13 protein-coding genes are annotated in these 22,297 nt (G+C 66.2%); 9 read left to right on the forward strand and 4 right to left on the reverse strand.

All coding sequences use genetic code 11. From position 1 onward, the window contains the following. Positions 1 to 56: 56 nt before the first annotated feature. A complete protein-coding gene (locus tag LOY69_RS20235; RefSeq protein WP_265073495.1) occupies positions 57 to 9,359 on the reverse strand; it encodes a non-ribosomal peptide synthetase in 9,303 nt (3,100 codons plus the stop codon). Positions 9,360 to 9,532: 173 nt separating this feature from the next. On the opposite strand from LOY69_RS20235, the gene LOY69_RS20240 reads away from it, so the two are divergent. Beyond that, positions 9,533 to 10,501 carry a siderophore-interacting protein gene (locus tag LOY69_RS20240; protein ID WP_265073496.1) on the forward strand — a complete coding sequence of 323 codons (969 nt, stop codon included), beginning with the start codon at positions 9,533 to 9,535 and terminating at the stop codon, positions 10,499 to 10,501. 177 nt (positions 10,502 to 10,678) lie between these two features. Here LOY69_RS20240 and LOY69_RS20245 read toward each other — a convergent pair whose 3' ends face one another. The 3 genes from LOY69_RS20245 to LOY69_RS20255 form a co-directional block, all read right to left on the reverse strand. Next, positions 10,679 to 11,419 (reverse strand): thioesterase II family protein, encoded by a 741-nt coding sequence (locus LOY69_RS20245; RefSeq protein ID WP_102880135.1) that lies wholly within the window; start codon positions 11,417 to 11,419, stop codon positions 10,679 to 10,681. Between the two features lie 155 nt (positions 11,420 to 11,574). Next, the gene (locus LOY69_RS20250) at positions 11,575 to 13,191 is read right to left on the reverse strand and encodes a methyl-accepting chemotaxis protein (RefSeq protein WP_110653489.1); all 1,617 of its coding nucleotides are present in this window, start codon (positions 13,189 to 13,191) and stop codon (positions 11,575 to 11,577) included. Between the two features lie 200 nt (positions 13,192 to 13,391). Then, the gene (locus LOY69_RS20255) at positions 13,392 to 14,591 is read right to left on the reverse strand and encodes an MFS transporter (protein WP_265073497.1); all 1,200 of its coding nucleotides are present in this window, start codon (positions 14,589 to 14,591) and stop codon (positions 13,392 to 13,394) included. A gap of 135 nt (positions 14,592 to 14,726) precedes the next feature. Here LOY69_RS20255 and LOY69_RS20260 point away from each other — a divergent pair, with 135 nt between their 5' ends. From LOY69_RS20260 to LOY69_RS20295, 8 genes are all read left to right on the forward strand, one after another. Next, positions 14,727 to 15,323, forward strand: coding sequence for a TetR/AcrR family transcriptional regulator (locus LOY69_RS20260; RefSeq protein WP_265073498.1), 597 nt, complete (start codon positions 14,727 to 14,729; stop codon positions 15,321 to 15,323). A gap of 81 nt (positions 15,324 to 15,404) precedes the next feature. Continuing rightward, a complete protein-coding gene (locus tag LOY69_RS20265; RefSeq protein WP_265073499.1) occupies positions 15,405 to 15,773 on the forward strand; it encodes a VOC family protein in 369 nt (122 codons plus the stop codon). Positions 15,774 to 15,830: 57 nt separating this feature from the next. After that, positions 15,831 to 16,292 (forward strand): cysteine hydrolase family protein, encoded by a 462-nt coding sequence (locus LOY69_RS20270; protein ID WP_110597163.1) that lies wholly within the window; start codon positions 15,831 to 15,833, stop codon positions 16,290 to 16,292. Positions 16,293 to 16,407: 115 nt separating this feature from the next. Then, positions 16,408 to 16,860: a hypothetical protein gene (locus LOY69_RS20275; RefSeq protein ID WP_102880131.1), complete on the forward strand. Its 453-nt coding sequence runs from the start codon at positions 16,408 to 16,410 to the stop codon at positions 16,858 to 16,860. 57 nt (positions 16,861 to 16,917) lie between these two features. Continuing rightward, positions 16,918 to 17,823 carry an alpha/beta fold hydrolase gene (locus tag LOY69_RS20280; protein ID WP_265073500.1) on the forward strand — a complete coding sequence of 302 codons (906 nt, stop codon included), beginning with the start codon at positions 16,918 to 16,920 and terminating at the stop codon, positions 17,821 to 17,823. A gap of 76 nt (positions 17,824 to 17,899) precedes the next feature. Next, positions 17,900 to 18,373: a hypothetical protein gene (locus LOY69_RS20285; RefSeq protein WP_265073501.1), complete on the forward strand. Its 474-nt coding sequence runs from the start codon at positions 17,900 to 17,902 to the stop codon at positions 18,371 to 18,373. A gap of 15 nt (positions 18,374 to 18,388) precedes the next feature. Further along, positions 18,389 to 19,831, forward strand: coding sequence for a TIGR01777 family oxidoreductase (locus LOY69_RS20290; protein ID WP_265073502.1), 1,443 nt, complete (start codon positions 18,389 to 18,391; stop codon positions 19,829 to 19,831). 14 nt (positions 19,832 to 19,845) lie between these two features. Further along, positions 19,846 to 22,284, forward strand: coding sequence for an alpha/beta fold hydrolase (locus tag LOY69_RS20295; protein WP_265073503.1), 2,439 nt, complete (start codon positions 19,846 to 19,848; stop codon positions 22,282 to 22,284). Positions 22,285 to 22,297 lie beyond the last annotated feature (13 nt).

A 22,297-nucleotide genomic window follows, 5' to 3' on the forward strand; every position in this document is an offset into this window, starting at 1 on the left:
ATTCGCGGTATCAGGCGCGGCGATCGCACGCGCCTGCATGATTCTTCAATATGGCTTCACTCGACCGGCACCCGTCCTGGACGGCGCCGCTGAATCGGGTGCTGTTGCTTGAGCAGGGCCTGGCGCTGTTGCAGCTGGTCTCGCTCACGCAGGTATTGGATATCCCGTGCCTGGTTCAGCAACGCCGCCAGCGGCGCCTGGGTATCAATCACCATCAACTCGAACACCGCCTGCAACTGCTCGAACAAGCACGCCATGTCCGCGGCGGTGTAGAGCCCTGCATCGCACTTCAGGCCGAGGTAGATGCCCTGTGGCGCATTGACGAACTCGGCCACCAGGTCCAGCTCCGCCGCGGCCCTGCCGGCAGCCACCGGCTGCACGTCCAGGCCGTCGATCGACAAGGGCTGATCGAGGCTTTCCTGATAGATGAACTTGATGCTGAACAACGGCGAACGACCGGCGCGCCGGACCACACGCAGCGCCTCCACCAGGCGCTCGAAAGGCAGGTCCTGGTGATCCGAGGCACCGATGACCGTGCTCCGTGTCACCTGCAACAAGTCGCTGACGCACTGTTGTTCCTCGACACTTATCTGCAATACCAGTTGGTTAACGAAGAAGCCCACCAGATCTTCAACGCCGGCGTGATTGCGGTTGGCGATATCGGTCCCCAGACGCACCCGCGAACTGTCGCTGCGCTGCCCCACCACCAGGGCAAAACCTGCCAGCAGCAGCATGTACAAGGTCACCCCCTGGGCACTGGCAAAGGCACGCAGCGCCTGGCTCTGAGCCGCCGAAAAATGGAACTCGTGGAGATCGCACAAGGGTGACGGCGCCTGCCCTGGCTGCACCGTGGCACTGGCGGGCAAGCGTGTGAGGTGATGGTCATCGCCCAGGACATCACGCCAGTAATCGAGCTGACGCTGCAGTTCACCGCCTTCGAGCCATTGCCGCTGCCAGACAGCGAAGTCCACGTAATGCAGGGCCGGCTCCGGCAACGGGCTGGCCGTGGCGGTCCGATGGGCGTGATACAGGCTTACGAACTCGGTCGGCAGAATGCCGAACGACCAGTGGTCGGCGACGATGTGGTGCAGGGTCATGAGCAGCAGGTGCCGTTGCGGCTCCAGCCGCAGCAGGCGTACACGCATCGGCGGACCGGCGATCAGGTCGAAGGGCTCCGCGGCCTGTTGCTGCAACTGCTGCTGGGCCATGATCTCGCGCTCGGCCACTGGCAAGGCGCACAGGTCATCGAACACGAACGACAGCGGCAGGTGGCGATGGACGTGCTGCCAGCTCTCGCCTTCGACCTCGCTGTAGGTGGTACGCAATACCGAATGCCGCTGCATCAGCGATTCGAAGGCTTGCCGCACTGCCTCGATGTCCAGTTCGCCACGCAACTCCAGGGCCCGGGCGATGTTGTACATCGAGCTCTGCGGCTCCAACTGCCAGAGGAACCACAAGCGCTGCTGGGCAAAGGACAACGGCTGTGGCCGCGAGTCATCCACCCGACACAAGGCCGGGGCCGCCTCCGGAGCCTCAGTGACGCCCAGGGCGGCGACAAAGGCCTGCAGGTCGGGCGCATCGAACAGGGTTCGCAGCGCCGCCTGCAAGCCCAGCTCATGCCGCACCCGGCTTATGACCTGGGTGGCCAGCAACGAGTGCCCGCCCAGGGCGAAGAAGTTGTCCTGCAGGCCGACCCGCTCGACTTCGAGCACACCCTGCCAGATCGCCGCCACCTGCTGCTGCAGTTTGCTGTGCGGGGCCACATAGGCTTGTTGCAAGGCACTCAAGTCCAGCTTGGGCAGGGCCTTGCGGTCCAGCTTGCCGTTCGGGTTGAGGGGCAGGCGCGGCAACAGCAGCACGTGGCTGGGCAACATGTAATCCGGCAGCGTTTCCTTGAGCCCGGCCTTGATCAGCGCGCAACGCTCGGCCTGTGCCTGAGCATTGCCCAGGCCGTCGTCGGTATCCCCAGGCAACGCAGAGGGCACCACATAGGCCACCAGTTGCATGCCGTTGTTGGCCGGCACGGCCAGCACCACCGCCTCACGCACATCTGGCCGAGCCGACAGGCGCGCCTCGATTTCCCCCAGTTCGATGCGGAAGCCGCGGATCTTCACCTGATGATCGATGCGGCCGATGTACTCGATCGCCCCTTGCGGGTTGTAACGCGCCAGGTCGCCACTGCGATACAGCCGGGCGCCTGGCTGACCGGCAAAGGGGTCGGGAATGAAGCGTTCGGCAGTCAGTCCCGGCCGGTCAAAATAACCCTGGGCCAGACTCGATGCAGAGCCGATGCACAGCTCCCCGGTGCCGCCTTCGGGCAGCAGATTGAGGTCGCCGTCGATGATCCGCAGGGCGCGGCCGATGATCGGCTGGCCGATCGGGATGCCGTAGACCTCGCTGGCATCCTGCTCCCGGCAGTCGTGGACACTGGAGACCACGGTGGCCTCGGTCGGGCCGTAGGTATTGAGCAGGCGTACACCCCCAAGCCCAGCGGCGTGCCACAGGCGCAAGCCCTCCACCGACATCGCCTCGCCACCGACATGCACCTGGCGCAGGCGCCCCAGGCTGCGGATACCGTCGGCCATGCACTGCTTGGCCAGCAAGTGCCAGTAAGCCGCCGGCAGGTCAGCCAGGGTCACGCCCTGGCTGACGATCACCGCCGCCAGTTGCTCGACGGCCCAGGGCTCGTCGCCGCGCATCACCAGGGCCGCGCCGAGGCACAGGGCTGGGTAACACTGCTCGACGAAACCGTCGAAGCTGAAGGTGGCGAATTGCAGCACCTTGTCGGTAGCGGTGAGCGCCGAATAATCAGCCGCCGCTTCGCAGAACGCCGACAAGGCCCGGTGATCGATGGCCACGCCCTTGGGGACCCCGGTGGAGCCCGAGGTGTAGATCACATAGGCCAGGTCTTGCGGGCTGGCGCGGTTCTGCGGATCGGCGCCGGAGCAGTGGCTCAAGCGTTGCGCCAGGCTCGGTAGATCCCAATGCAGCACGCTGTCGGGCAGCAGCGGCGCGGCCCAGGTGCCGGTGTCGCTGAGCAGCAGGCTCAGGCGGCTGTCGGCAATCATGAACGCCAGACGCTCTTGCGGGTATTGCGGGTCCAGGGGCACATAGGCCGCGCCACTCTTGAGCACCGCCAGCAGGCTGACGATCAGTTGCGGGCCGCGCTTGAGTGCCAGGCCGACCCGATCCCCCGGGCCAATCCCCTGGGCTTGCAGACAATGGGCCAGGCGGTTGGCCTGGGCGTTCAACTGGCCATAGTCCAGTTGCTCGCCATCGACCACCAGCGCCAGCGCCTCGGGCGTGGCCGCCGCCTGCGCCGCGATCCGCTGGTGCACCAGCGGCGCCTGGGCGGGCACCACCTCGGCCAGCTGGCTGTGCTGCAGCAAGTCCTGGCGCGCCTGTTCGCTCAACAACTGCAAGCCCCCCAGGGCCGCGTCGGGATCGGCCATGAACTGCAGCAGCAAATGCCGCAGCTGGGCACAGAAGCCCTGGACCTGATCGGGACTGAAACGACTGCGGTCATAGCTGAAGTCCAGGCTCAGGTGCTCGCCCAACTCGATGCCCAGGGTCAGCGGATAGCTGGTCTGCTCGTGGTTGGCCAGGCCGGAGAACTGCAGCCCGGCCGGAGCCCCCTCCTTGAGGGCCTGGGCCACGGGGAAGTTCTCGAACACCAGCAGGCTGTCGAACAAGGGGGCGCCCTGGTGCCCGGCCCAACCCTGGATCTCGTAGAGCGGCACGTGCTCGTGTTCGCGCAGGCCCAGATTGAGCGCCTGCATCTGCTCCAGCCATTGCCCCACGCTGCACTGCGAACGTGGCTGGCAAATGATCGGCAAGGTGTTGATGAACAGCCCCAACTGCTGCTCGATACCCGGCAGCGGCGCCGAACGCCCCGCCACGGTGGCACCGAAGATTACGCACTGCTGCGCGCAGTACCGCTGGAGCAACAGCGCCCAGGCGGCTTGCAGCACGGTGTTGAGGGTGACCTTCTGCTGCCGGGCAAAGCTGCCCAGGCGCTGTGTCAGCGCCTGGTCGAACCCTTCCAGGTACTGCCCATGGCCGCTGCCCGACACCGGCCTGCGCACTCCGTCGGCGAGCAAGGTCGGCGAGTCCATGGCATGCAGGCGCTCGCTCCAGAACTGTTGTGCAGCCGGGGCCGACTGCTGCTGCAACCAGCCCAGGTAGTCGCGATAGCGGCCTTGGGGCGCCGGCAAGCGGGCCCCGCCGTACAACTGGATCACTTCGGCCAGCAGGCTGGCATTGCTCCAGCCATCGAGCAGCAGGTGGTGGCAGGTGTAGATCAGGTGCCAGTGGTTGTCGACGATGGGCACCAGCAGCAGGCGCAGCAAGGGCGCCCGGTCCAGCTCGAACCCCCGGGAACGCTCTTGCGCGGCCAATCGATCGAGATCCGCCGGGGCCGATGCCAAGACCTGCAACGGCACCTTGACCCGGTTCCTGACCAACTGATGGGCGCTGTCCAGCCCTTCCCAGTGCACGCTGCTGCGCAGGATCGGGTGGCGATCCAGGGCACTCTGCCAGGCATCGGCAAAACGCTGGGGATCAAGGCCGTGGATGTCCAGGCGCAACTGGTTGATGTACGCCTGTTCCTGGGGCTCGTAGAGGGTATGGAACAGCATGCCCTGCTGCATCGGCGTCAGCGGATACAGGTCCTCGATGGCGGCCGCCGGCACCGGCAGCGCGTCGAGCTGTTGCTGGGAGATGCGTGCCAGCGGGAAGTCCGAAGGCGTAGCCTGAGCCTGGTCCAGCCCGCAGCAGTGCTCGATCAGCAGGCGCAGCTCGGCGAGGTAGTCATCGGCCAGCTGCTGGATGCTGGCGTCGCTGAACATTTCCTCGCTGTAGCCCCACTGCAACGCCAGTTCGCCGCCGTAGACCTGGCCCTCCAGGGTCAACCAGTTGGCCAAGGGGGCCTGTGGGTCCTGGGCCTGCCCGCTGCTCTGGCTGGCCGGCGTCCACAACGCCTGCTCATCGAACTGGCGGTCGAACTGGCCCAGGTAGTTGAAGGTGATGCGTGGCTGCGGCAATGCCGCCAGCGCCTGACGCTGGGCCGGGCTGCCCAGGTAGCGCAGCAAGCCGTAGCCCAGCCCCTTGCCGGGGATCGCGCGCAACTGCTCCTTGATCCCCTTGATCGCGGCCCCGGCTTGCTCGGCTGGCTGCAGGCGCACCGGGTACAGGCTGGTGAACCAGCCCAGGGTGCGGGTCAGGTCCAGATCGTCGAACAGGTCCTCGCGGCCATGCCCTTCCAACTGGATCAGGGCCGAAGCCTGCCCGGTCCAGCGGCACAGTACGCGAGCCAGGGCGGTCAACAGCAGGTCGTTGACCTGGGTGCGATAGGCGCTCGCAGCCTGCTGCAGCAGTTTGCGGGTCAATCCCACATCCAGTCGCGACTCGATCTTGCGGCCATGACGGTTCTGCAGGCCGCCCGCCGGGTTGTCGCAGGGCAAGTCGCCGGCTCCGCTCTGCTGCGCCAGCCAGTACGGCATTTCGGTCTCGCGCTGCGGCGCATGCTCCTGCAAACGCCGGGCCCAGGCCTGATAGGCGCTGGTCTTGGGCGGCAGTTGCACCGTCTGAGCCTCCGCCAACTGCCGGTAGGCCTGTTGCAGGTCCTCCAACAGCACCCGCCAGGACACCCCATCCACCACCAGGTGGTGGATCACCAGCAACAGTTGTTGGCGACCCGACTCGCGCTCCACCAGGACCGCGCGCACCAGCGGGCCGGCTTGCAGGTCCAGGCTGCGCTGGGCCTCGTCGCACACTGCCGCCAGGGCCTGGTCATGCTCGACCCGGCACTGCCACAGGTCGAAGTGGCTGGCAGGCTCGGCATAGGCCTGCTGCCAACCCTGCTGCGTGCCGACAAAGCGCAGGCGCAAGGCATCGTGATGATTGACCACCTGCAACAGCGCCGCCTGCAACAGCGCTGGCTGCAAGGGCTGGCGCGGGTCCAGCAGCAACGACTGGTTCCAGTGCCCCGGTCGAGGCACCTCCTGAGCCAGGAACCAGTGCTGTACCGGGGTCAACGGCACCTCACCGGTCACTGGTCCCTGGTCGATCTGCGGCTGATCGTCGAGGACCGCGACCTGGGCCAGGCTGCGCACGCTCTGGTACTGGAACAGGTCCCGGGGCGCCAGACGGACCCCGGCCTGACGGGCGCGACTGACCACCTGGATCGAGATGATCGAATCACCGCCAAGTTCAAAGAAATTATCGTCAAGACCCACCTGGGCCAGCCCCAGCACATCGCACCAGATGCCCGCCAGGGCCTTCTGCATGGCGCTTTCCGGGGCCACGTAGGCCAGTTGCGGCGCCGCCTCGGGCAGCGGCAAGGCCCTGCGATCGAGCTTGCCATTGGCGGTCACCGGCAAGCGATCCAGGGCCAGCAGGTGATGGGGCACCATGTACTCCGGCAGACTGCTGGCCAGCCAGGCCTTGAGTTCGTCGGTTAACCCCTGGGCCTGGGCCTGGGCGCCCTCTTGCAACACCAGATACGCCACCAGGTGCTTGGCGTTCTGCACCAGCACCACGGCCTCACGCACGCTCGGGTGCTGCATCAGCCGGGCTTCGATTTCACCCAGCTCGATGCGCAGGCCCCGCAGCTTGACCTGATGGTCCAGGCGGCCCAGGTATTCGATCACCCCATCGGCCCGCTGGCGCACCCGGTCGCCGGTGCGATACAGCCGCGCCCCCTGATGGAAGGGGCAAGGTACAAAGCGCTCGGCGGTCAGGGCCGGGCGCCGGTGATAACAGCGAGCCAGCCCGAGGCCGCCCAGATAGAGCTCACCGGCAACACCCGCCGGTACCGGTTGCAACTGGGCATCCAGAACATGGGTGCGCAGGTTGGCGATCGGCTGGCCGATCGGCACGCTGCTTGCGCCTTCGTCGACACAGGTCCAGTGGGTGACGTCGATTGCCGCCTCGGTCGGGCCGTAGAGGTTGTACAGGCCAGCGCCCGGCAATCGGGCGAAGACCTGCTGCTGGGCATCCAGGGGCAAGGCCTCGCCACTGCAGACGATGCGTTTGAGGCTGGCGCAGGCCGACACGCCCTGCTCATGGATGAAGGCCTGGAGCATCGAGGGCACAAAGTGCAGGGTGCTGATGCCGTGGTCGATGATGGTGTCGATCAGGCACGCCGGCTCACGGTGAGCCCCCGGGGCCGCCACCACCAGCCGGGCACCGGTCATCAGCGGCCAGAAAAATTCCCAGACCGAGACGTCGAAACTGAACGGGGTTTTCTGCAGCACCGCGTCACTGGCGTCCAGGCCATAGGCCTGCTGCATCCAGTACAGACGGTTGACCAGCGCCGCGTGGCTGTTGCCCGCCCCCTTGGGCTTGCCGGTGGAACCCGAGGTGTAGATCACATAGGCCAGGTTCAGCGGGTCGACCAACGTCTCCAGCGGGCCGCTGTCATAAGCCAGCAGCGCGTCCTGATCCTGGTCCAGGAGGATGACCTTGAGCGCCTCTGCATCGGCTTGGAAATCCAGCAGCGGCAGCAGCGAACGCTGGCTCAGCAAGAGGCGGATGCCGCTGTCCTCGATCATGTAGGCCAAGCGGTCCCGGGGGTATTCCGGGTCCAGGGGCACGTAGGCGCCACCGGCCTTGTGGATCGCCAGCAGGCCCACGACCATTTCGATGGAGCGTTCGATGCAGATGCCCACCAGCACATCCGCCGCCACACCCTGCTCACGCAGCAAGCGAGCCAGCCGATTGGCTCGGGCATCCAGTTCGGCGTAGCTCAGTTGCTGCTCGCCGAACACCAAGGCGCAGGCCTCGGGGGTACGCCGGACCTGAGCTTCGATCAGTTGCGGCATGCTCAACCCGGTGGGGTAAGCCTGCGCCGTAGCGTTCCAGTCGTGCACCAGGGTCTGGCGCTCCCGGGCATCGAGCATCGGCAACTCGCCGATGCGCTGCTCGGCATCCTCCAGCATGCCTTGCAGCAGCGCGGTCCAATGCCGCGCCATGCGCGCGATGGTGCCGGCGTCAAACAGATCATCGGCGTAGGTCAGGGCGGCGTGCAGCTTGCCGGACTTCTCGTAGGTGTCCAGGGTCAGGTCGAACTGGGTGGTGCGGCTCTGCCATTGCACCAGGCCCAGCTCCAGCCCGGACGCCGTCTGTACCGTGCTGATATCCGCCACCTGGGGCTGGTGGTTGTACATCACCTGGAACAGCGGTGCGTGGCTCAGGTTGCGCTCCAGCTTCAAGGCTTCAACCAGTTGCTCGAACGGCAGGTCCTGATGAGCCTGGGCACCCAGCGCCGCTTCTTTGACGGCCTGCAGCAGTTCGCTGACCCGGGTCTGGCCGGTGAGCTGGGTACGCAGCACCTGGGTGTTGACGAAAAAGCCGATCAGGCCTTCGACCTCGGCGCGGTTGCGGTTGGCGATGGGCACGCCGACGCGAATATCGCCCTGGCCGCTGTAACGGTGCAGCAGCACATTGAAGGCCCCGAGCAACAGCATGAACAGGGTGACGTTGTGCTGTTTGGCCAGGGCCCGCAGCTGCTCGGCCAGCTCCGGCGCCACGGCAAAGTCATAGCGGGTGCCACGGTAGCTGGGCATCGCCGGGCGTCCATGGTCAGTGGGCAGTTCCAGCACCGGATGCTCGCTCCCCAACTGCGCCTGCCAGTACTCCAGCTGCCGTGCCTGCTCCCCCGCCTCCAGCCAGCGCCGCTGCCACAGGGCATAGTCGCTGTACTGGATTGGCAACGCCGGCAGTTGCGGCTGATCACCCCGTTCGAAGGCGTCGTAGCAACGGATGAACTCGTCGATCAGCACGTTCATCGACCAGCCGTCAGAGACGATATGGTGCAAGGTCAGGAGCAACACATGCTCCTCGGCGGCCAGCCTGATCAGCTTGACCCGCAGCAACGGACCGGTTGCCAGGTCGAACGGCTGCAGCGACTGCTGCTGCGCCTGTGCCGCCACCGCCCGCTCCTGTTCCGATGCGTCGGTTGCACTCAGATCCAGGTATTGCACGGCCAGCTCGACCTCTGCCGCAGCCTGCTCCAGACGATCGTCGGCGTGGCGCTTGAACACCGTGCGCAGGGTCTCGTGGCGTGCCACCAGGGCGGCGAAGGCCTGCTCCAGCGCCTGGTGATTCAGCGCCCCCGTCAGGCGCACCGCCCCCGGCAGGTTGTAGGCGCCACTCTCGGGGTCCAGCTGCCACAGGAACCACATGCGCCGCTGCGCGTAGGACAGATCCTGCCGGTCCTCCACGGCCACGTCGGCCGGGATTGGAAACAACGAAAAGTCGATGTTTTCCGCCCGCAGACTATCGAGGAACAACCGGCGCTTCTCCAGCGGCAGCTCGATAAATCGGCGTGCAAGTTTCAGGGACTTTTCAGCGTTCATCTGGATTCATCCGTACATGTTGGGTATCGAGCGTTGGCTCGGCTATCCCTACGAAACGGACGGGCCTGGTGAAAAATTAACCCCTGCGCGACAGGCAGATCAGGGCTTGCACGGTAAATTCCAGCGCTTGCGGCTCGTCAAATCAGGACCTTCCCCTTAATAAGGTCGCGATCATGTCCTCAGCCACTTCCCTGGCCAGCTCACTGGCAAATGGCTTGCGCAAGCTGGTAGGTGCCGGCGCCCAACAACCCCGGAGCTACCGGCTGATCAACGTCGAACTCAAGCAACGCATCGACCTCAGCCCCTCCATGACCCGCCTGGTGTTCGGCGGCGAGGACATCGCCCAGGCCCGCAGCCTGGCCCCGGACCAGCGCATCAAGCTGCTGTTTCCTGGGGCCGACGGCACGCCTGCGCAATTGCCAGCGGACGGCGACTGGCAAGCGGCCCGGCGCCAGTTGCCGGCCGAGCAGCAGCCACCGATGCGCACTTACACCATTCGTGCCTTGCGCATGCAGCCGGCAGAGATGGATGTGGATTTCGTGCTGCACGGGGTCAACGGGCCGGCCTCCGCCTGGGCCACCCACGCCCGGCCCGGCGACCGCCTGCAGATGGTGGTGCCGAACAAGGCCTACAGCGGCGACCCCGGCGGTTATGAGTGGCTGCCGCCGGCGGGGATTCGCAAGGTGCTGCTGATGGGCGATGAAACCGCCCTGCCCGCCATCGCCGGGATTCTGGAGGAGTTGCAGGATTACCCGGATTACCCGGACGTGCAGGTGTTCATCGAGGTGCCCTACGAAAGCGACTGCATCGACCTGCGCTGCAATCCGCAGACCCGGGTCAACTGGCTGCCTCGGGACGTACTCAATGCCCAACACGGTGAAACCCTGATCCATGCCGCCCGGGAGCTGGCCGAGCTGCCACCGGCCAATAGCGGCCGACGGCCGCTCAAGGTCTCCGAGCGCCACGACGCGCAACGGCTTTGGGACACCGCAGCGCCGGCAGACAACCATTTCTATGCCTGGGTAGCCGGCGAGTCGGCGACGGTGATGAGCATCCGCCGCCACCTGATCAACGAGCGCGGCCAGGAGCGGCGCAACCTGACCCTGATGGGTTACTGGCGCCTGGGTATGTCCCTGGGTTGAGCCCACCAACCGCCCCCTATTCCCTATAGCCGCTGCCGAGCCCGCGAAGCTGCGCAAAGGCCCGAAGGGCCTTGCTTGGCGATCGCCAGTCGAACCTTTGGAGCCCTCAGGTTTTTTGCGTCCCTGCGGGCCGTGCGCAGCCTGCGGCAGCGGCTACAGGAAGCATGCCTGTAGCCGCTAGGAAAGCGCGGCTACCGGTTGCAGGTGGCGCCGGCGGTGCACTTCCAGGTGGCCCTTGATCAGGCTCAGCACCTTGGTTTCCTGTTCGTGGATGAAGAAGTGCCCGCCCGCGAGCATGTCCACGGAGAAGCTGCCGCAGGTTTCCTGGCTCCAGCCAATCAGTTGTTCGGTGGTGGCGCGGTCGGTCGTGCCCCCCAGCACATGCACTGGGCAATTGAGCAACGGGCGCTGCAGCGGACGAAAACGCCCGCACAACAGGAAGTCGGCCCGCAGGATCGGCAAGGTCAGGCTCATCAGTTCCTGGTTGGCCAGCACCTCTTCGCTGGTGCCATTGAGGGTGCGCAGCTGCTCGATCAGCTGTTGGTCAGTCTTGGCCTCGGCAAACCCTCGGTCGTATTCGCTGCGCAAGGTCGGTGCCGCTGTCCCGGAAGCGAACAGCGCCACCGGTTCCGGACACCCCAGGGCGCGCAGGGCGTGGGCCAGCTCACAGGCCAGCAAGGCCCCCAGGCTGTGGCCGAACAGGGCATAGGGCGCGCGCAACGTGCTCTGGATTTCCCGGGCAAGCTGCATCGCCAGCACCCGCATGTCGGTGTGCAGGGGCTCGGTGTAACGGGCGCCGCGCCCGGGCAGTTCCACGGGCGTCAGGTGCAGCCACTGGGGCAGCTTGCGCCGCCAGCGGCTGTAGACCATGGCGCTGGCGCCGGAATACGGCAGGCACAGCAGGTTCAATTGGGTCACGGTTTATCCCTCGACAGATGATCTGTTAAGGAAACGCAGTGCAAGGCGGACAAATTAGGGCGCGCTCGCCCCCGGCAAGCGGACGGCAACCCATGGGCCGGCGCTAACCGGTTGTCTGCGCCGCAGCGTAAGCGTGGCGAGCCGGCCCAAGGTGCTCATAGCTGGAAGCGCTGGACCTGGCCATGCAGGTCTCCCGCCAGGCTCGCCAAGTGGTCGCTGACGCTGGAAGTCTGTGCCGCGCTGTCGACGTTGTGTGCCGCCACGTCGCGAATCGCCAGCAGATTCTGATCGACTTCCCGGGAAACCAGCGCCTGTTGCTCTGCGGTGCTGGCAATCGCCTGGTTCATTTCGTTGATCTGAACGATGCGCTCGGCAATCTGCGCCAGCACCCCGTCAGCCTCCAAGGCCTTCGCGTTGCTGCGTTCGACGTACTCATTGTTCGCGACCATCGCCTGCACCGCCTCACGGCTGGTGGCCTGAACGGAGGTGATCATGCCTTCGATTTCCGCAGTGGAGCTCTGGGTGCGTTGCGCCAGCGCTCGGACTTCGTCGGCGACGACGGCAAACCCACGCCCCTGCTCGCCTGCCCGGGCGGCCTCGATGGCCGCATTGAGGGCCAGCAGGTTGATCTGCTCGGCAATGGCGCGAATCACTTCCAGCACTCGGCTGATGGACAACACTTCATCGGCCAGCCGCGTGATGGTGCCCGACGTCGTCTGCAGCCGCTGTCCCAGCTGTTCGATGGTGAGGCAGGTCTGCCCCACCTGTTCACGCCCTGAACGGGCCTCGCGCTGCGCATCACGGGTGGAGTCGAAGGTCAGGTTGGCGTTGCGAGCGACCTGATCCACCGCCAGGGACATCTGGTTGACCGCTTTAGCGGCCAGCTCGATTTCCTGGTTCTGCTGGCTGATGCCCTGTTTGTTGCTGGTCGCGGTCACACGCAGCCCCTGGGCTTGCTTGTGCAATTGCGTAGCGGTGGCCTGAATCGCCTGCAAGGTATCGCGCAAGGTGTTCTGCATGCTCTGCAGCGACAGCTGGACCTGACTGATCTCGTCGCGACCGGCGACCTTCACCGGCTCACGCAAATCCCCCGAGGCGGTGCGGGCCACCGTCTTTTGCAGGCCGTCCAAGCGCTGGGTAATGCTGCGGCTGAGCAACCACGCAAAGCCGCCACCGCCACACAGGAGAATCAGCAGCAGTCCCCAGGTGAACAGCACATTGTTCTCGTAGACCCGCTTGCCTTGTTCGTAACTGCGAGACGACTCTTGCAGTTGCACGGCAATCAGTTGATTGAAGTCCTCTGACAGCGGATCAATCACCGGATACAGTTCCTGGGCGGTGAACAGCGCCAAGCCGGCCTTGTCTTCGCTGCCGAGCAAGGTCTTGAGCTTGTGCAATGGCTGCTTGGCCTGGGCCATCAAGGGCTCGATGCGCTCGATCAGGCGCACCTCTTCATCGATCAGCAACGTGGCCTTGTAGGCCTTCCAGATGTCCGCGATCTGCTGCTCGGCCTCCTCCACCCGCTGCAGAGCTTCCTTGAATGACAAGCTGCCATTGCGAGCCTTGTGACTGCTGTCCACGATATTCACCGCGTACAGATCAGCCACCTGCTTCAAGTCCCGCAAGGGCACTACACGATCCAGATAGACGCTGTTGAGCCGCCCCAGAACCCCCTCTACCCCTAGCAGACCCGAAACCCCTATCGCCAGGCTGCCCACCAGCATCAGAACGATAAGAACAATGAGCCGTGCTCGTATGCTGAAATAATTCATGTGCAATTCCCGGCCAGAAAAAACGCGGCCGCGACGCACAGGTCAGGCAACGTGGGGAAAGTATGGTCGGGAAACACCCACTTCGCCTGGCCGGATGAACGCACCGACCACGCTCAGGCGCACGCCAGCAGGAGGCGCCCACTCAGGCCGCACGCTTGCTGGTGGTTTTGAGGCGACGTCGGATTCAGCTGACGTCGGACTCAGGTGGCATCCAGCTCAGGGGCATCGCGCATCAGGCGTCGATAACTTTGCAACGCCGCCCCCAGCACCACCGCGCCGCCGCCCAGGGCCAGCCAGAAGCCGCTGCGGGCGCCGAAATGGTCCACCAGGAGCCCGGACCCCGCCGCCCCCAGGGCCACGCCAATGCTCAGGCCGGTGACCAGCCAGGTCAGGCCCTCGGTGAGCTTGGCCGGGGGCACGATGCGTTCCACCAGGGCCATGGCGACGATCAGGGTCGGGGAGAAAAACAGCCCGGCGACGAACACCGCCAGGGACAGGCCAAAGATGTTGCTCGCCCAGAGCAGCGGCAAGGTGGCCAGGGCCGTGGCGATACCGCCGTACATGAACAGCCGGGGCAAGGGCGTGGCCAGTTTCAGCGCGCCGAAGGCAATGCCCGCCAGGCACGAGCCGATGGCGTACACCGAGAGCACGACACTCGCCGCCGCCGGCTGCCCCTGGTGCTGGGCGAAGGCCACGCTGACCACATCCACCACGCCGACTATGGTGCCCATGGCCACCATCAACAGGATCAGCAGGCGGATTTCAGCGGAGCGAATGATCGAGCCTGTATGCCCCTCCTCGTGGGGGTGCACCGGCGGCTCGGTGCTTTTCTGCATGACGAACACACTGACCCCCAGGGCCAGCATCAACAGCGCGGCCAGGGGCCCGGCCTCGGGGAACAGCCCCACGCACAGGCCCACCGACACCGGGGGACCGATGATAAAGCAGACCTCATCGAGCACCGATTCCAGGGCGTAGGCGGTCTGCAACTGCGGTTGGCCACGGTACAGCTCGGTCCAGCGGGCGCGGACCATGGCCGACATGCTGGGCATGCAACCGGCCAGGGCGGCGCAGATGAACAGTGTCCAGTGCGGGGCCTGCAAACGCGTGCACAGCAGCAGGGCCAGCAAGGCGCCACCTCCAAGGCCCGCGGCCAGGGGCAGCACCCTGCCCTGGCCGAAGCGGTCCACCCAGCGTGACACCTGGGGCGCGCAGAAGGCCGTGGCCAAGGCGAAGGTGGCCGCCACGGAACCGGCCAGGGCATAACCGCCATGGAGCTGCGCGAGCATGGTGATCAGGCCGATGCCGGTCATGGAGATCGGCATGCGCGCGATCATTCCGGCCAGGACGAACGCCCGGCTGCCGGGGGCCTTGAACAGTTCGCGATAGGGGTTTGCCATTTACAACGACTCCTTGGGGGGCTGCAACTTGCCACAAAGTGCTCGCGCAGTAGAAATACATACGCCGCGTATGTCAAAAATCATGTAAACATACGCCGCGTATGTCAACCCACCCTTTGTTGGAGAACTGTGATCATGAGCAGCCGCCCTCGCGCCGAGATGATCGAAGCCACCCGCGCCAGGCTGATTGCCAGCGCGCGCCAGGCCTTTGCCCGCCTGGGCTATGCCAAGACGTCCATGGACGACCTGACCGCCGAGGCCGGCCTGACCCGCGGCGCGTTGTATCACCACTTCGGTGACAAGCAGGGCCTGTTGGCGGCGGTGGTGGAGCAGATCGACGGGGAAATGGATCAACGCCTGGAGGCCATCTCCCGCGAGGTTGCCGATCCCTGGGAGGCTTTCTGCCAGCGTTGCCAGGCCTATCTGGAGATGGCGCTGGAGCCGGAAATCCAACGCATCGTCCTGCAGGACGCACGGGCGGTGCTGGGGGACGTCACCCAGGCCGGCGAGGATCAGTGCATCGACACCCTTGGCGCCCTGCTGAGCCGGCTGATCCAGGAGCAGGTGATCGAACCGGCGTCGCCCCAGGCCCTGGCGCGATTGATCAACGGCAGCCTGGTGGAGGCAGCGCTGTGGATTGCCGCCGCCGAGCAGCCTGAGGCCCGCCTCGATGAGTCGCTGCAGGGGCTTGAGCTGCTGCTGCGCGGGCTGCGGCGGCAGCAACCGAACTGAACGCTCTGACACCCTGAGCCCGGCTCCGGTGCTGACCGAAGCGCTCAGCCCTTTGTGCCCGCCAGAAACGGAATTGGCCCCATGCCCGACTCTCCGATCATCGCCGTGATGATCCACGCCGCCGACTGGCGCGCTGCGACCCTGTGGTACGCCCAGGCCTTTCCCCAGGCCCGCCGGGTGCTGCACGAGCCGGATGATTTCGGCCATTTGCAGCTCGATGGCCTGTCTCTGGAAATCGTCCCCAGCGACGCCAAGGTGGGCCAGGGCCCGGCGGGCACAGTGGTGTATTGGCAGGTCAGCGACCTGTCCGCCGAGGTGCAGCGCCTGGTGGCCCTGGGCGGGCACCTGTATCGCGGCCCCCTGGCCATCGAAGGTGGTGAATGGATCTGCCAGGTGCAGGACCCCTGGGGCAACTGCATTGGCCTGCGCCAGCCAGCGACGCTCGCCTGACGCGTTAACTGGCGGCACACTGACGAGCTTTTCACCCGAGCCCCAAGGAGAAACGGCATGCATCAGGTGCTGCTGATCATTGATGTGCAACCCTGTTTCAACCCACCGCCATGGCTGGTGGAAGGCATCAACGCACTGCTGGGACAGATGCCCTCGGTGGCCACGGTGGAACGCCATGATGAAAGCCGCACGCCCTTCGCCCGGCAACTGGGCTGGCAACCGGCGGCGGACGACCAGAGCCTGGTGGCCGCCGATAAGGTTTTCATCAAGCACGGCTATGGGCCAACGGCAGAGCTACTCGACTACCTGAAAAGCCTCTGTCCCGAACGCGTGCTGGTGTGCGGCATCCAGACCGACACCTGCGTGCTGGCCGCCGGCTTTGCCCTGTTCGATGCCGGATTGCAGCCGACCCTGCTTACCGACCTGACGGTGGGCTCATCCCTGGACCGCAGCGGCGGCCTGGGTATTGACCTGTGGCGGCATCACTTCAAGCACCTGATCCGCAGCGACGAACTGTAGAAGCCGGCGTGCCGGCAAAGGCAGTGTGAGGCCATCGATACGCCAGGTGCCAAGCAGCGCTAGACTCCGCGCCTTCGCGCCGTTCGCCTACCAAAACGCAAGTGACTCCCCACCCATGAAAAAATTTGTCGCCCTGCTTGCTCTGTTGTTCTGCAACCCCGCCTTGTGCGCCTCGTTCAGCGATTCGCCCGAAGCGCTGGTCCGGCAGTTCATCGCCGACTATCAACAGTGGAGCGACAGGGCCAGTGCACGCCAAGCGGACAACGCGCCCATGCAATCGATGGATCTGGCGCAGCAGGAGTACGCCCGGTTGCTGGCCAAGTTCTGCCTGCCGGGCTTTCAGGGCCAGCCCATTGCCTTCAGTTCCCCGGCCAGCCACGGCACGGCGTATGAGCAGATCCTCTCCAGCAGCCGAACCGCGGATCGCGCACTAGTGAAAACCCGGGCAATCAGCCCCGGCGAGGGCTTTGCCGCCGATTACCACTACCACCTGATCTTCAGCGGCCAGCGCTGGTACCTCAGCGAGGTGTTCTACGTCGACCAGGACGGCCAGTACGAGTCGCTCTAGATCAGCCGTAACCGTTTTGAGCTAGGGTGTTTCAAGCCACCGAACCCCGGAGCCACCATGCCCAGCTCAGTCTCCCTGCGTCAGGTCACTACCCCCAGCCTGCACCTTGCCTATGAAGAACACGGCCCGGCCAACGCCGAACCGGTGATCCTGCTCCACGGTTTTCCCTACGACGTGCGGGCCTACGACGAGATCGCCCCGCCGCTGGCCGAGCGCGGCTATCGGGTCATCGTTCCCTACCTGCGGGGCTACGGCCCGACGCGCTTTGTCAGCGAGCAGATCATGCGCTCCGGGCAGCAGGCCGCCCTGGCCCGGGACCTGCTGGAGCTGATGGACGCACTGCAGTTGCCCCGGGCCACCCTCGCCGGCTACGACTGGGGCGGTCGCGCCGCCTGCATCGTCGCCGCCCTGTGGCCGCAGCGGGTCAAGGGCCTGATGAGCGCCGACGGCTACAACATCCAGGACATCCCCGGGGCCTGCGAACCCAGGGCGCCAGAGACCGAGCACCGGTTGTGGTACCAGTACTACTTCAATACCCAGCGCGGGGTGGATGGGCTGACCGCCAATCGCCGGGCGTTCTGCGAGCTGTTGTGGCGCCAGTGGTCGCCGACCTGGAACCAGGGACCGCAGTGCTATGGCCTGAGCGCGCCGTCCTTCGACAACCCGGACTTTGTCGAAGTGGTGATCCATTCCTACCGCCATCGCTTCGGCTACGTACCCGGCGACCCCAGCCTGGAAAGCATCGAGCAGGCGTTGCAGGCACAACCGCCGATCCAGGTGCCGACCATCGCCCTCTGTGGCGCCGATGACGGGGTCGGCCCGGCCACCGAGCCGGACCCCGATATCGGCCTGTTCAGCGGGCCCTATCAGCGCAGGATCTTGCCCGGCGTCGGCCATAACCTGCCCCAGGAAGCCCCGCAAGCCACCCTCGACGCGCTGCTGGAGTTGCTCCAGAACGCCTGAGAAGAGCCGCAGGCTGCACGCCATGCCGGGGAAAAATCGGTACACTTCGCGCCTTTGATCCCCCACAGGACATGGAATGTTACCCGCCACGACTTCCCCCCGGCCCGGCCTGCGCCGGGCCCTGGTGCTTTGGCTGTACGCCGTAGGTGCCGGCCACCTGCTGGCCGGACTGCTGCTGACCTGGGCCGGCCACAGCGGCCTGTTCAACGACTACCTGGCCAGCATCGAACAGGCCTTCTGGGGCGCCGCCGCACCGGCGCCGGCCCGGGCCCAGCAGATCTGGTGGCTGGGTCTGTTCGGCGCCACCCTGCAAAGCTATTCGTTGTACCTGCTGGGCCTGGTGCACCTGGGCAACCGCCTGCGGGCCCCGGCGGCCTGGGCCTGGCTGATGGCCGGGATTGTGCTGTGGGCGCCCCAGGACATGTGGTTGTCGTGGCAGATGAACATGACCGCGCACCTGTGGATCGACAGCTTCGCCCTGCTGGTGCTGCTGCCACCGTTACTGTGGCTGCAGCGCCACGACCGCCGTACCTCTCGTCTTCCCTCGTAAAAGGACTTCACCATCGTGGCTGATTTGCCAATCCTGCAGTGGGCCATCGCCCTGTTGCTCGCCCAGGGCGTGCTCGGCGCCCTGGACACGATCTACCATCACGAACTCACCGTGGCCCTGCCGCAACGCCACGGCGCGCGCAAGGAGCTGGCGATCCATGCCCTGCGCTCGTGCTTCTACGGCGTGCTGTTCATGGGCATCGCCCACCTGGCGTTCCAGGGCATCTGGGCCCTGGTGATCGCGGTGCTGTTCGCCCTGGAAATCGGCCTGACCCTGTGGGACTTCGTGGTCGAGGACCGCAGCCGCAAGCTGCCGGCCATCGAACGCATCATGCACACCGTGCTGGCGATCAATGCCGGGGCCTTCTTCGCCTTGTATGGCCTGCAACTGCTGGAGTGGTCGCGCCTGCCCAGCGCCTTGAACCCCATCGATCTGGGTTGGCAAGGCTGGGCCCTGAGCCTGTTTGCCGTCGGCGTGACAGCGTCGGGCATTCGTGATGGCCTGGCGGCGTTGCGCTTGCAACGCCAGGGCCAGGGCGCCAATCCCTTTGCCGGTGGCCGCGGCAAACGGGTGCTGGTCACCGGTGGCACCGGCTTTATCGGTGAAACCCTGGTCAACCAACTGCTGGATGCCGGGCACACCGTCAGCGTGCTGGCCCGCGATCCGCTGCGCGCCGCCTACCTGTTCGACGGTCGTGCCCGCTGCCTGCGCTCGTTGAGCAAGCTGGGCCATGGCGAGGCCTTCGACGTGATCATCAATCTGGCCGGCGCCCCGGTGGCCGGGCCGCGCTGGTCGGCCAAGCGTCAAGCGCAACTGTTGGCCAGCCGGGTTGGCACCACCGAAGCCCTGCTCAACTGGCTGCAGCACGCCCAGCACAAGCCGGAGCTGTGGATCCAGGCGTCGGCCATCGGTTTCTACGGGGTGCGCGACGCCAGCCAGAGCCTGGATGAAAACGCCGAGCGCGGTGAAGGCTTCATGGCCGATCTGTGCGCGCGCTGGGAATCCTCGGCGGAACCGGCGACGCGCTTCGGCGTGCGCCAGGTGGTGCTGCGCTTAGGCATCGTGTTCGGTCCCGGCGGCGCCCTGAAACCCCTGCTGCTGCCCTTCCATTTCGGCTTTGGCGGACGCATGGGCGATGGCCAGCAGATCATGAGCTGGGTGCACCGCGACGACGTCTTGCAAGTGATGGCCCGGGCCATCAACGACGCCTCTCTGTCCGGCACCTACAACATGGTGGCGCCGGAAGCGGTGAGCCAGGGCACCTTCGCCACCACCGTCGGCAAGGTGCTCAAGCGTCCGGTGTGGCTGCATGTGCCGGCCGCGCCGGTGCGGGCCCTGGCCGGGGAAATGGCCGAGCTGTTCTTCGACGGCCAGAAGGTGGTGCCCGCGCGCCTGCTGCAGGCCGGCTACCGCTTCCGTTACCCGACCCTGGACGCCGCCCTGCGCGACCTGACCTGAGCTGAGGAATGCCCATGAGCAAGCCCCTGTTGTACCTGCTGGCGGGCAATGGCAGCGCCGCCGACTGGTGGAACGATGCCCTGCCGCACTTTCAGCGCTATCAGGTGCAGCCGCTGGAACTGCCGGGGTTTGGCGACAACCCGCTGCCTCCTTGCAATGACCTCGCTGAATACGCCGAGGCCTTGCTGGGCATGACCGAGCCGGGCCAGGGAATTGTCGCGGTGGGGGTCAGCGCGTTGATCGTGCTGCACGCCTTGCAACGCCGCCCCGGGCATTTCTCGCGCAGTGTGCTGCTGTCGCCGGTAGGGGCCTTTCTCTGGCAACGGCGCCTGCCGGCGCTGATGTCGCCGCTGCCGGCGCGCCTGCTGATTCATGGCTTGCTCAGCCATAAACCGACTTTGTTCGCCGGTAAATTCTCGCGCCAGCCGTGGACGCCGCAGCAGTACCAGCGCATGGGTTCAGGCTATGCCCGCTGCCGGGCTTTCGTGCCCCTGTGGGAACAGCTGCGGGCCGACACCGCGCTGCCGCTGCTGGAGTGGATCAAGGACCCGGTGCAACTGGTCTGGGGCGACCAGGACCGACTGCTGGGGATGGCCCAGGCTGCGGCCTGGTCGGCAATCCTGGCCCGGGCCGACCTGCGGATCAGCCTCAAGCCGGGCTGGGGCCATTACCCCTGGATCGATGCGCCGGCGGCGTTCGTCGACTGGCTGGAGTCCGGCGACCCGGGTTTTGTCGCCCACACCAAGGGCGGCCGCCTGCGCCTGGCAGAGCTGGCCGGCCAGCCGGTGCCCAGCGCCCTGTCCCTGGACAGCGCCGGCGACCCGCGCTTGCCGACCCTGCTCGCCAGCCAGCCGGAGGCCCTGTGGGCGGTGCGCTCTTCCAGCTACGGCGAGGATCAGGCCGACTCGGCCAATGCCGGGCTGAGCACCACTTACCTGCGGGTCCCCCGGGATCAGGTGGCTGCGCGCATCGGTGAACTGCGGGACGCCGGCGTCGAGGAAGTGGTGGTGCAGCGCTTCATCCAGCCGACCCTGTCGGGGATCGCCTTCGTGCGTCATCTCGCGGTGGAGCTGGAGTGGGTCGAAGGCCATCTGGAAAGCCTCGCCGACGGTCAGGTCAGCCCCCAGCGGGCGGTGCTGTCGCGTCTGGGCAGTGCCTGGGAAAGTGGCCACTTCGCCAGCACCCAGGGACTCGACGCCAGTGCCTTGTGGGACTTCCTGCAAGGGGTGCTGAAGGTCTTCCACTATGTGCCCGGCGATGTGGAATGGGCCTGGGACGGCCAGCAACTCTGGCTGCTGCAGTACCGGCCCATCAGCGACTACGGCTGGCGCCGGCACCTGACCGCGGCCAATATCGCCGAGATCCTGCCGCCGCAACCCAGCCGCTTCGTCGAGTACGGCCAGCGCCGGGCAGCGGCGAGCATCCCGGCGATCATGGCCCGCTGGGACAGCCGAGTGCTGCAGGACAACGAACCCTTCACCGCGGTGTTCGGCGGCGCCTCCTATATCAACAACGACCTGTTCCTGGCGCGCCTGGCCGATTGGGGCCTGCCCTCCTCCAGCTACGCCGGGGAAGTCGGTGGCGCCACCCCGGAGCTGCCCCTGCGCCCGCTGCGGCTGCTGCGCTCGCTGCCGCGTTTCCTGCGCATGCAGCACGTCGCACGAGGCCATCTGCTGACCCTGGAACGCGGCCTGCGGGGCTTCGATGACGAGTTGGCGCAGTTGCACCAGAGCGCTGCCGATGGCCAGCAACTGGCGGACTGGTTCAGCCGTTTCTATGTGTTCGTGGTGCAGGGCAACCTGTGCATCGCCACCGCCCTGGCCAGCAGCGGCGGCGCGCTGTTGGGGCGCCCGCCCACCGCCTACGACAACCTGGACAACAGCCCCCACCGCCTGCCCTGGGAAACCGACCCCGGCACCCCGCGCCCGCCGTGCGCCGAGTTGCCGTTGCAGGCTTTCCCGCACTGGAGCCCGGCCATCACCCTGGCCCATCGCCTGGGTTTGCCGGGCATGCGCGGCTTCTACCTGCAAGTGCGCGAGTGGTACCGGGACAACCTGATGCGGATCTTTTTCCGCCTGCACCACGCCGTGCCCGAGGCCGATCGCGACTACTGGTTCGCCCCCCACGAGCATCCGCGCAGCCGCGGCGGCAGCTTCTGGCAGGACGGCCGCGAAGGCAGCGAGCAGGCCGCGGGCTTCATGATCTATCCGGGGCAGGTACAGGGCGTCTTGGGGGTCGATATCCTCCTGGAGGACACCCTCGATCCCGGGCGCCACGCTCACTACCAAGCGGCCCGGGCCGTGATCGCGCGCATGGGTGGGCGCCTGTCCCACGGCTCCACGCTACTGCGGGAACTGCGCAAGCCGTCGGCGGTGCTGCCGCAAGTGGACCCGGCCTGGGTCGGCCGCGAAGTGCTGTATAGCGACGGCCAGCTGAGCCTGGTCGAAGGCTGAACCGCGCGCCCCG

It is taken from the genome of Pseudomonas sp. B21-059 (genome assembly GCF_026016285.1).
GTDB lineage: Bacteria > Pseudomonadota > Gammaproteobacteria > Pseudomonadales > Pseudomonadaceae > Aquipseudomonas > Aquipseudomonas danubii.

What these genes read in the sequence shown, in the direction of transcription:
- LOY69_RS20275 (WP_102880131.1), top strand. Translation starts at nt 16,408, where the DNA reads ATGAAAAAATTTGTCGCCCTGCTTGCTCTGTTGTTCTGCAACCCCGCC.
- LOY69_RS20280 (WP_265073500.1), top strand. Translation starts at nt 16,918, where the DNA reads ATGCCCAGCTCAGTCTCCCTGCGTCAGGTCACTACCCCCAGCCTGCAC.
- LOY69_RS20295 (WP_265073503.1), top strand. Translation starts at nt 19,846, where the DNA reads ATGAGCAAGCCCCTGTTGTACCTGCTGGCGGGCAATGGCAGCGCCGCC.
- LOY69_RS20265 (WP_265073499.1), top strand. Translation starts at nt 15,405, where the DNA reads ATGCCCGACTCTCCGATCATCGCCGTGATGATCCACGCCGCCGACTGG.
- LOY69_RS20250 (WP_110653489.1), bottom strand. Translation starts at nt 13,191, where the DNA reads ATGAATTATTTCAGCATACGAGCACGGCTCATTGTTCTTATCGTTCTG.
- LOY69_RS20270 (WP_110597163.1), top strand. Translation starts at nt 15,831, where the DNA reads ATGCATCAGGTGCTGCTGATCATTGATGTGCAACCCTGTTTCAACCCA.
- LOY69_RS20255 (WP_265073497.1), bottom strand. Translation starts at nt 14,591, where the DNA reads ATGGCAAACCCCTATCGCGAACTGTTCAAGGCCCCCGGCAGCCGGGCG.
- LOY69_RS20235 (WP_265073495.1), bottom strand. Translation starts at nt 9,359, where the DNA reads ATGAACGCTGAAAAGTCCCTGAAACTTGCACGCCGATTTATCGAGCTG.
- LOY69_RS20260 (WP_265073498.1), top strand. Translation starts at nt 14,727, where the DNA reads ATGAGCAGCCGCCCTCGCGCCGAGATGATCGAAGCCACCCGCGCCAGG.
- LOY69_RS20285 (WP_265073501.1), top strand. Translation starts at nt 17,900, where the DNA reads ATGTTACCCGCCACGACTTCCCCCCGGCCCGGCCTGCGCCGGGCCCTG.
- LOY69_RS20240 (WP_265073496.1), top strand. Translation starts at nt 9,533, where the DNA reads ATGTCCTCAGCCACTTCCCTGGCCAGCTCACTGGCAAATGGCTTGCGC.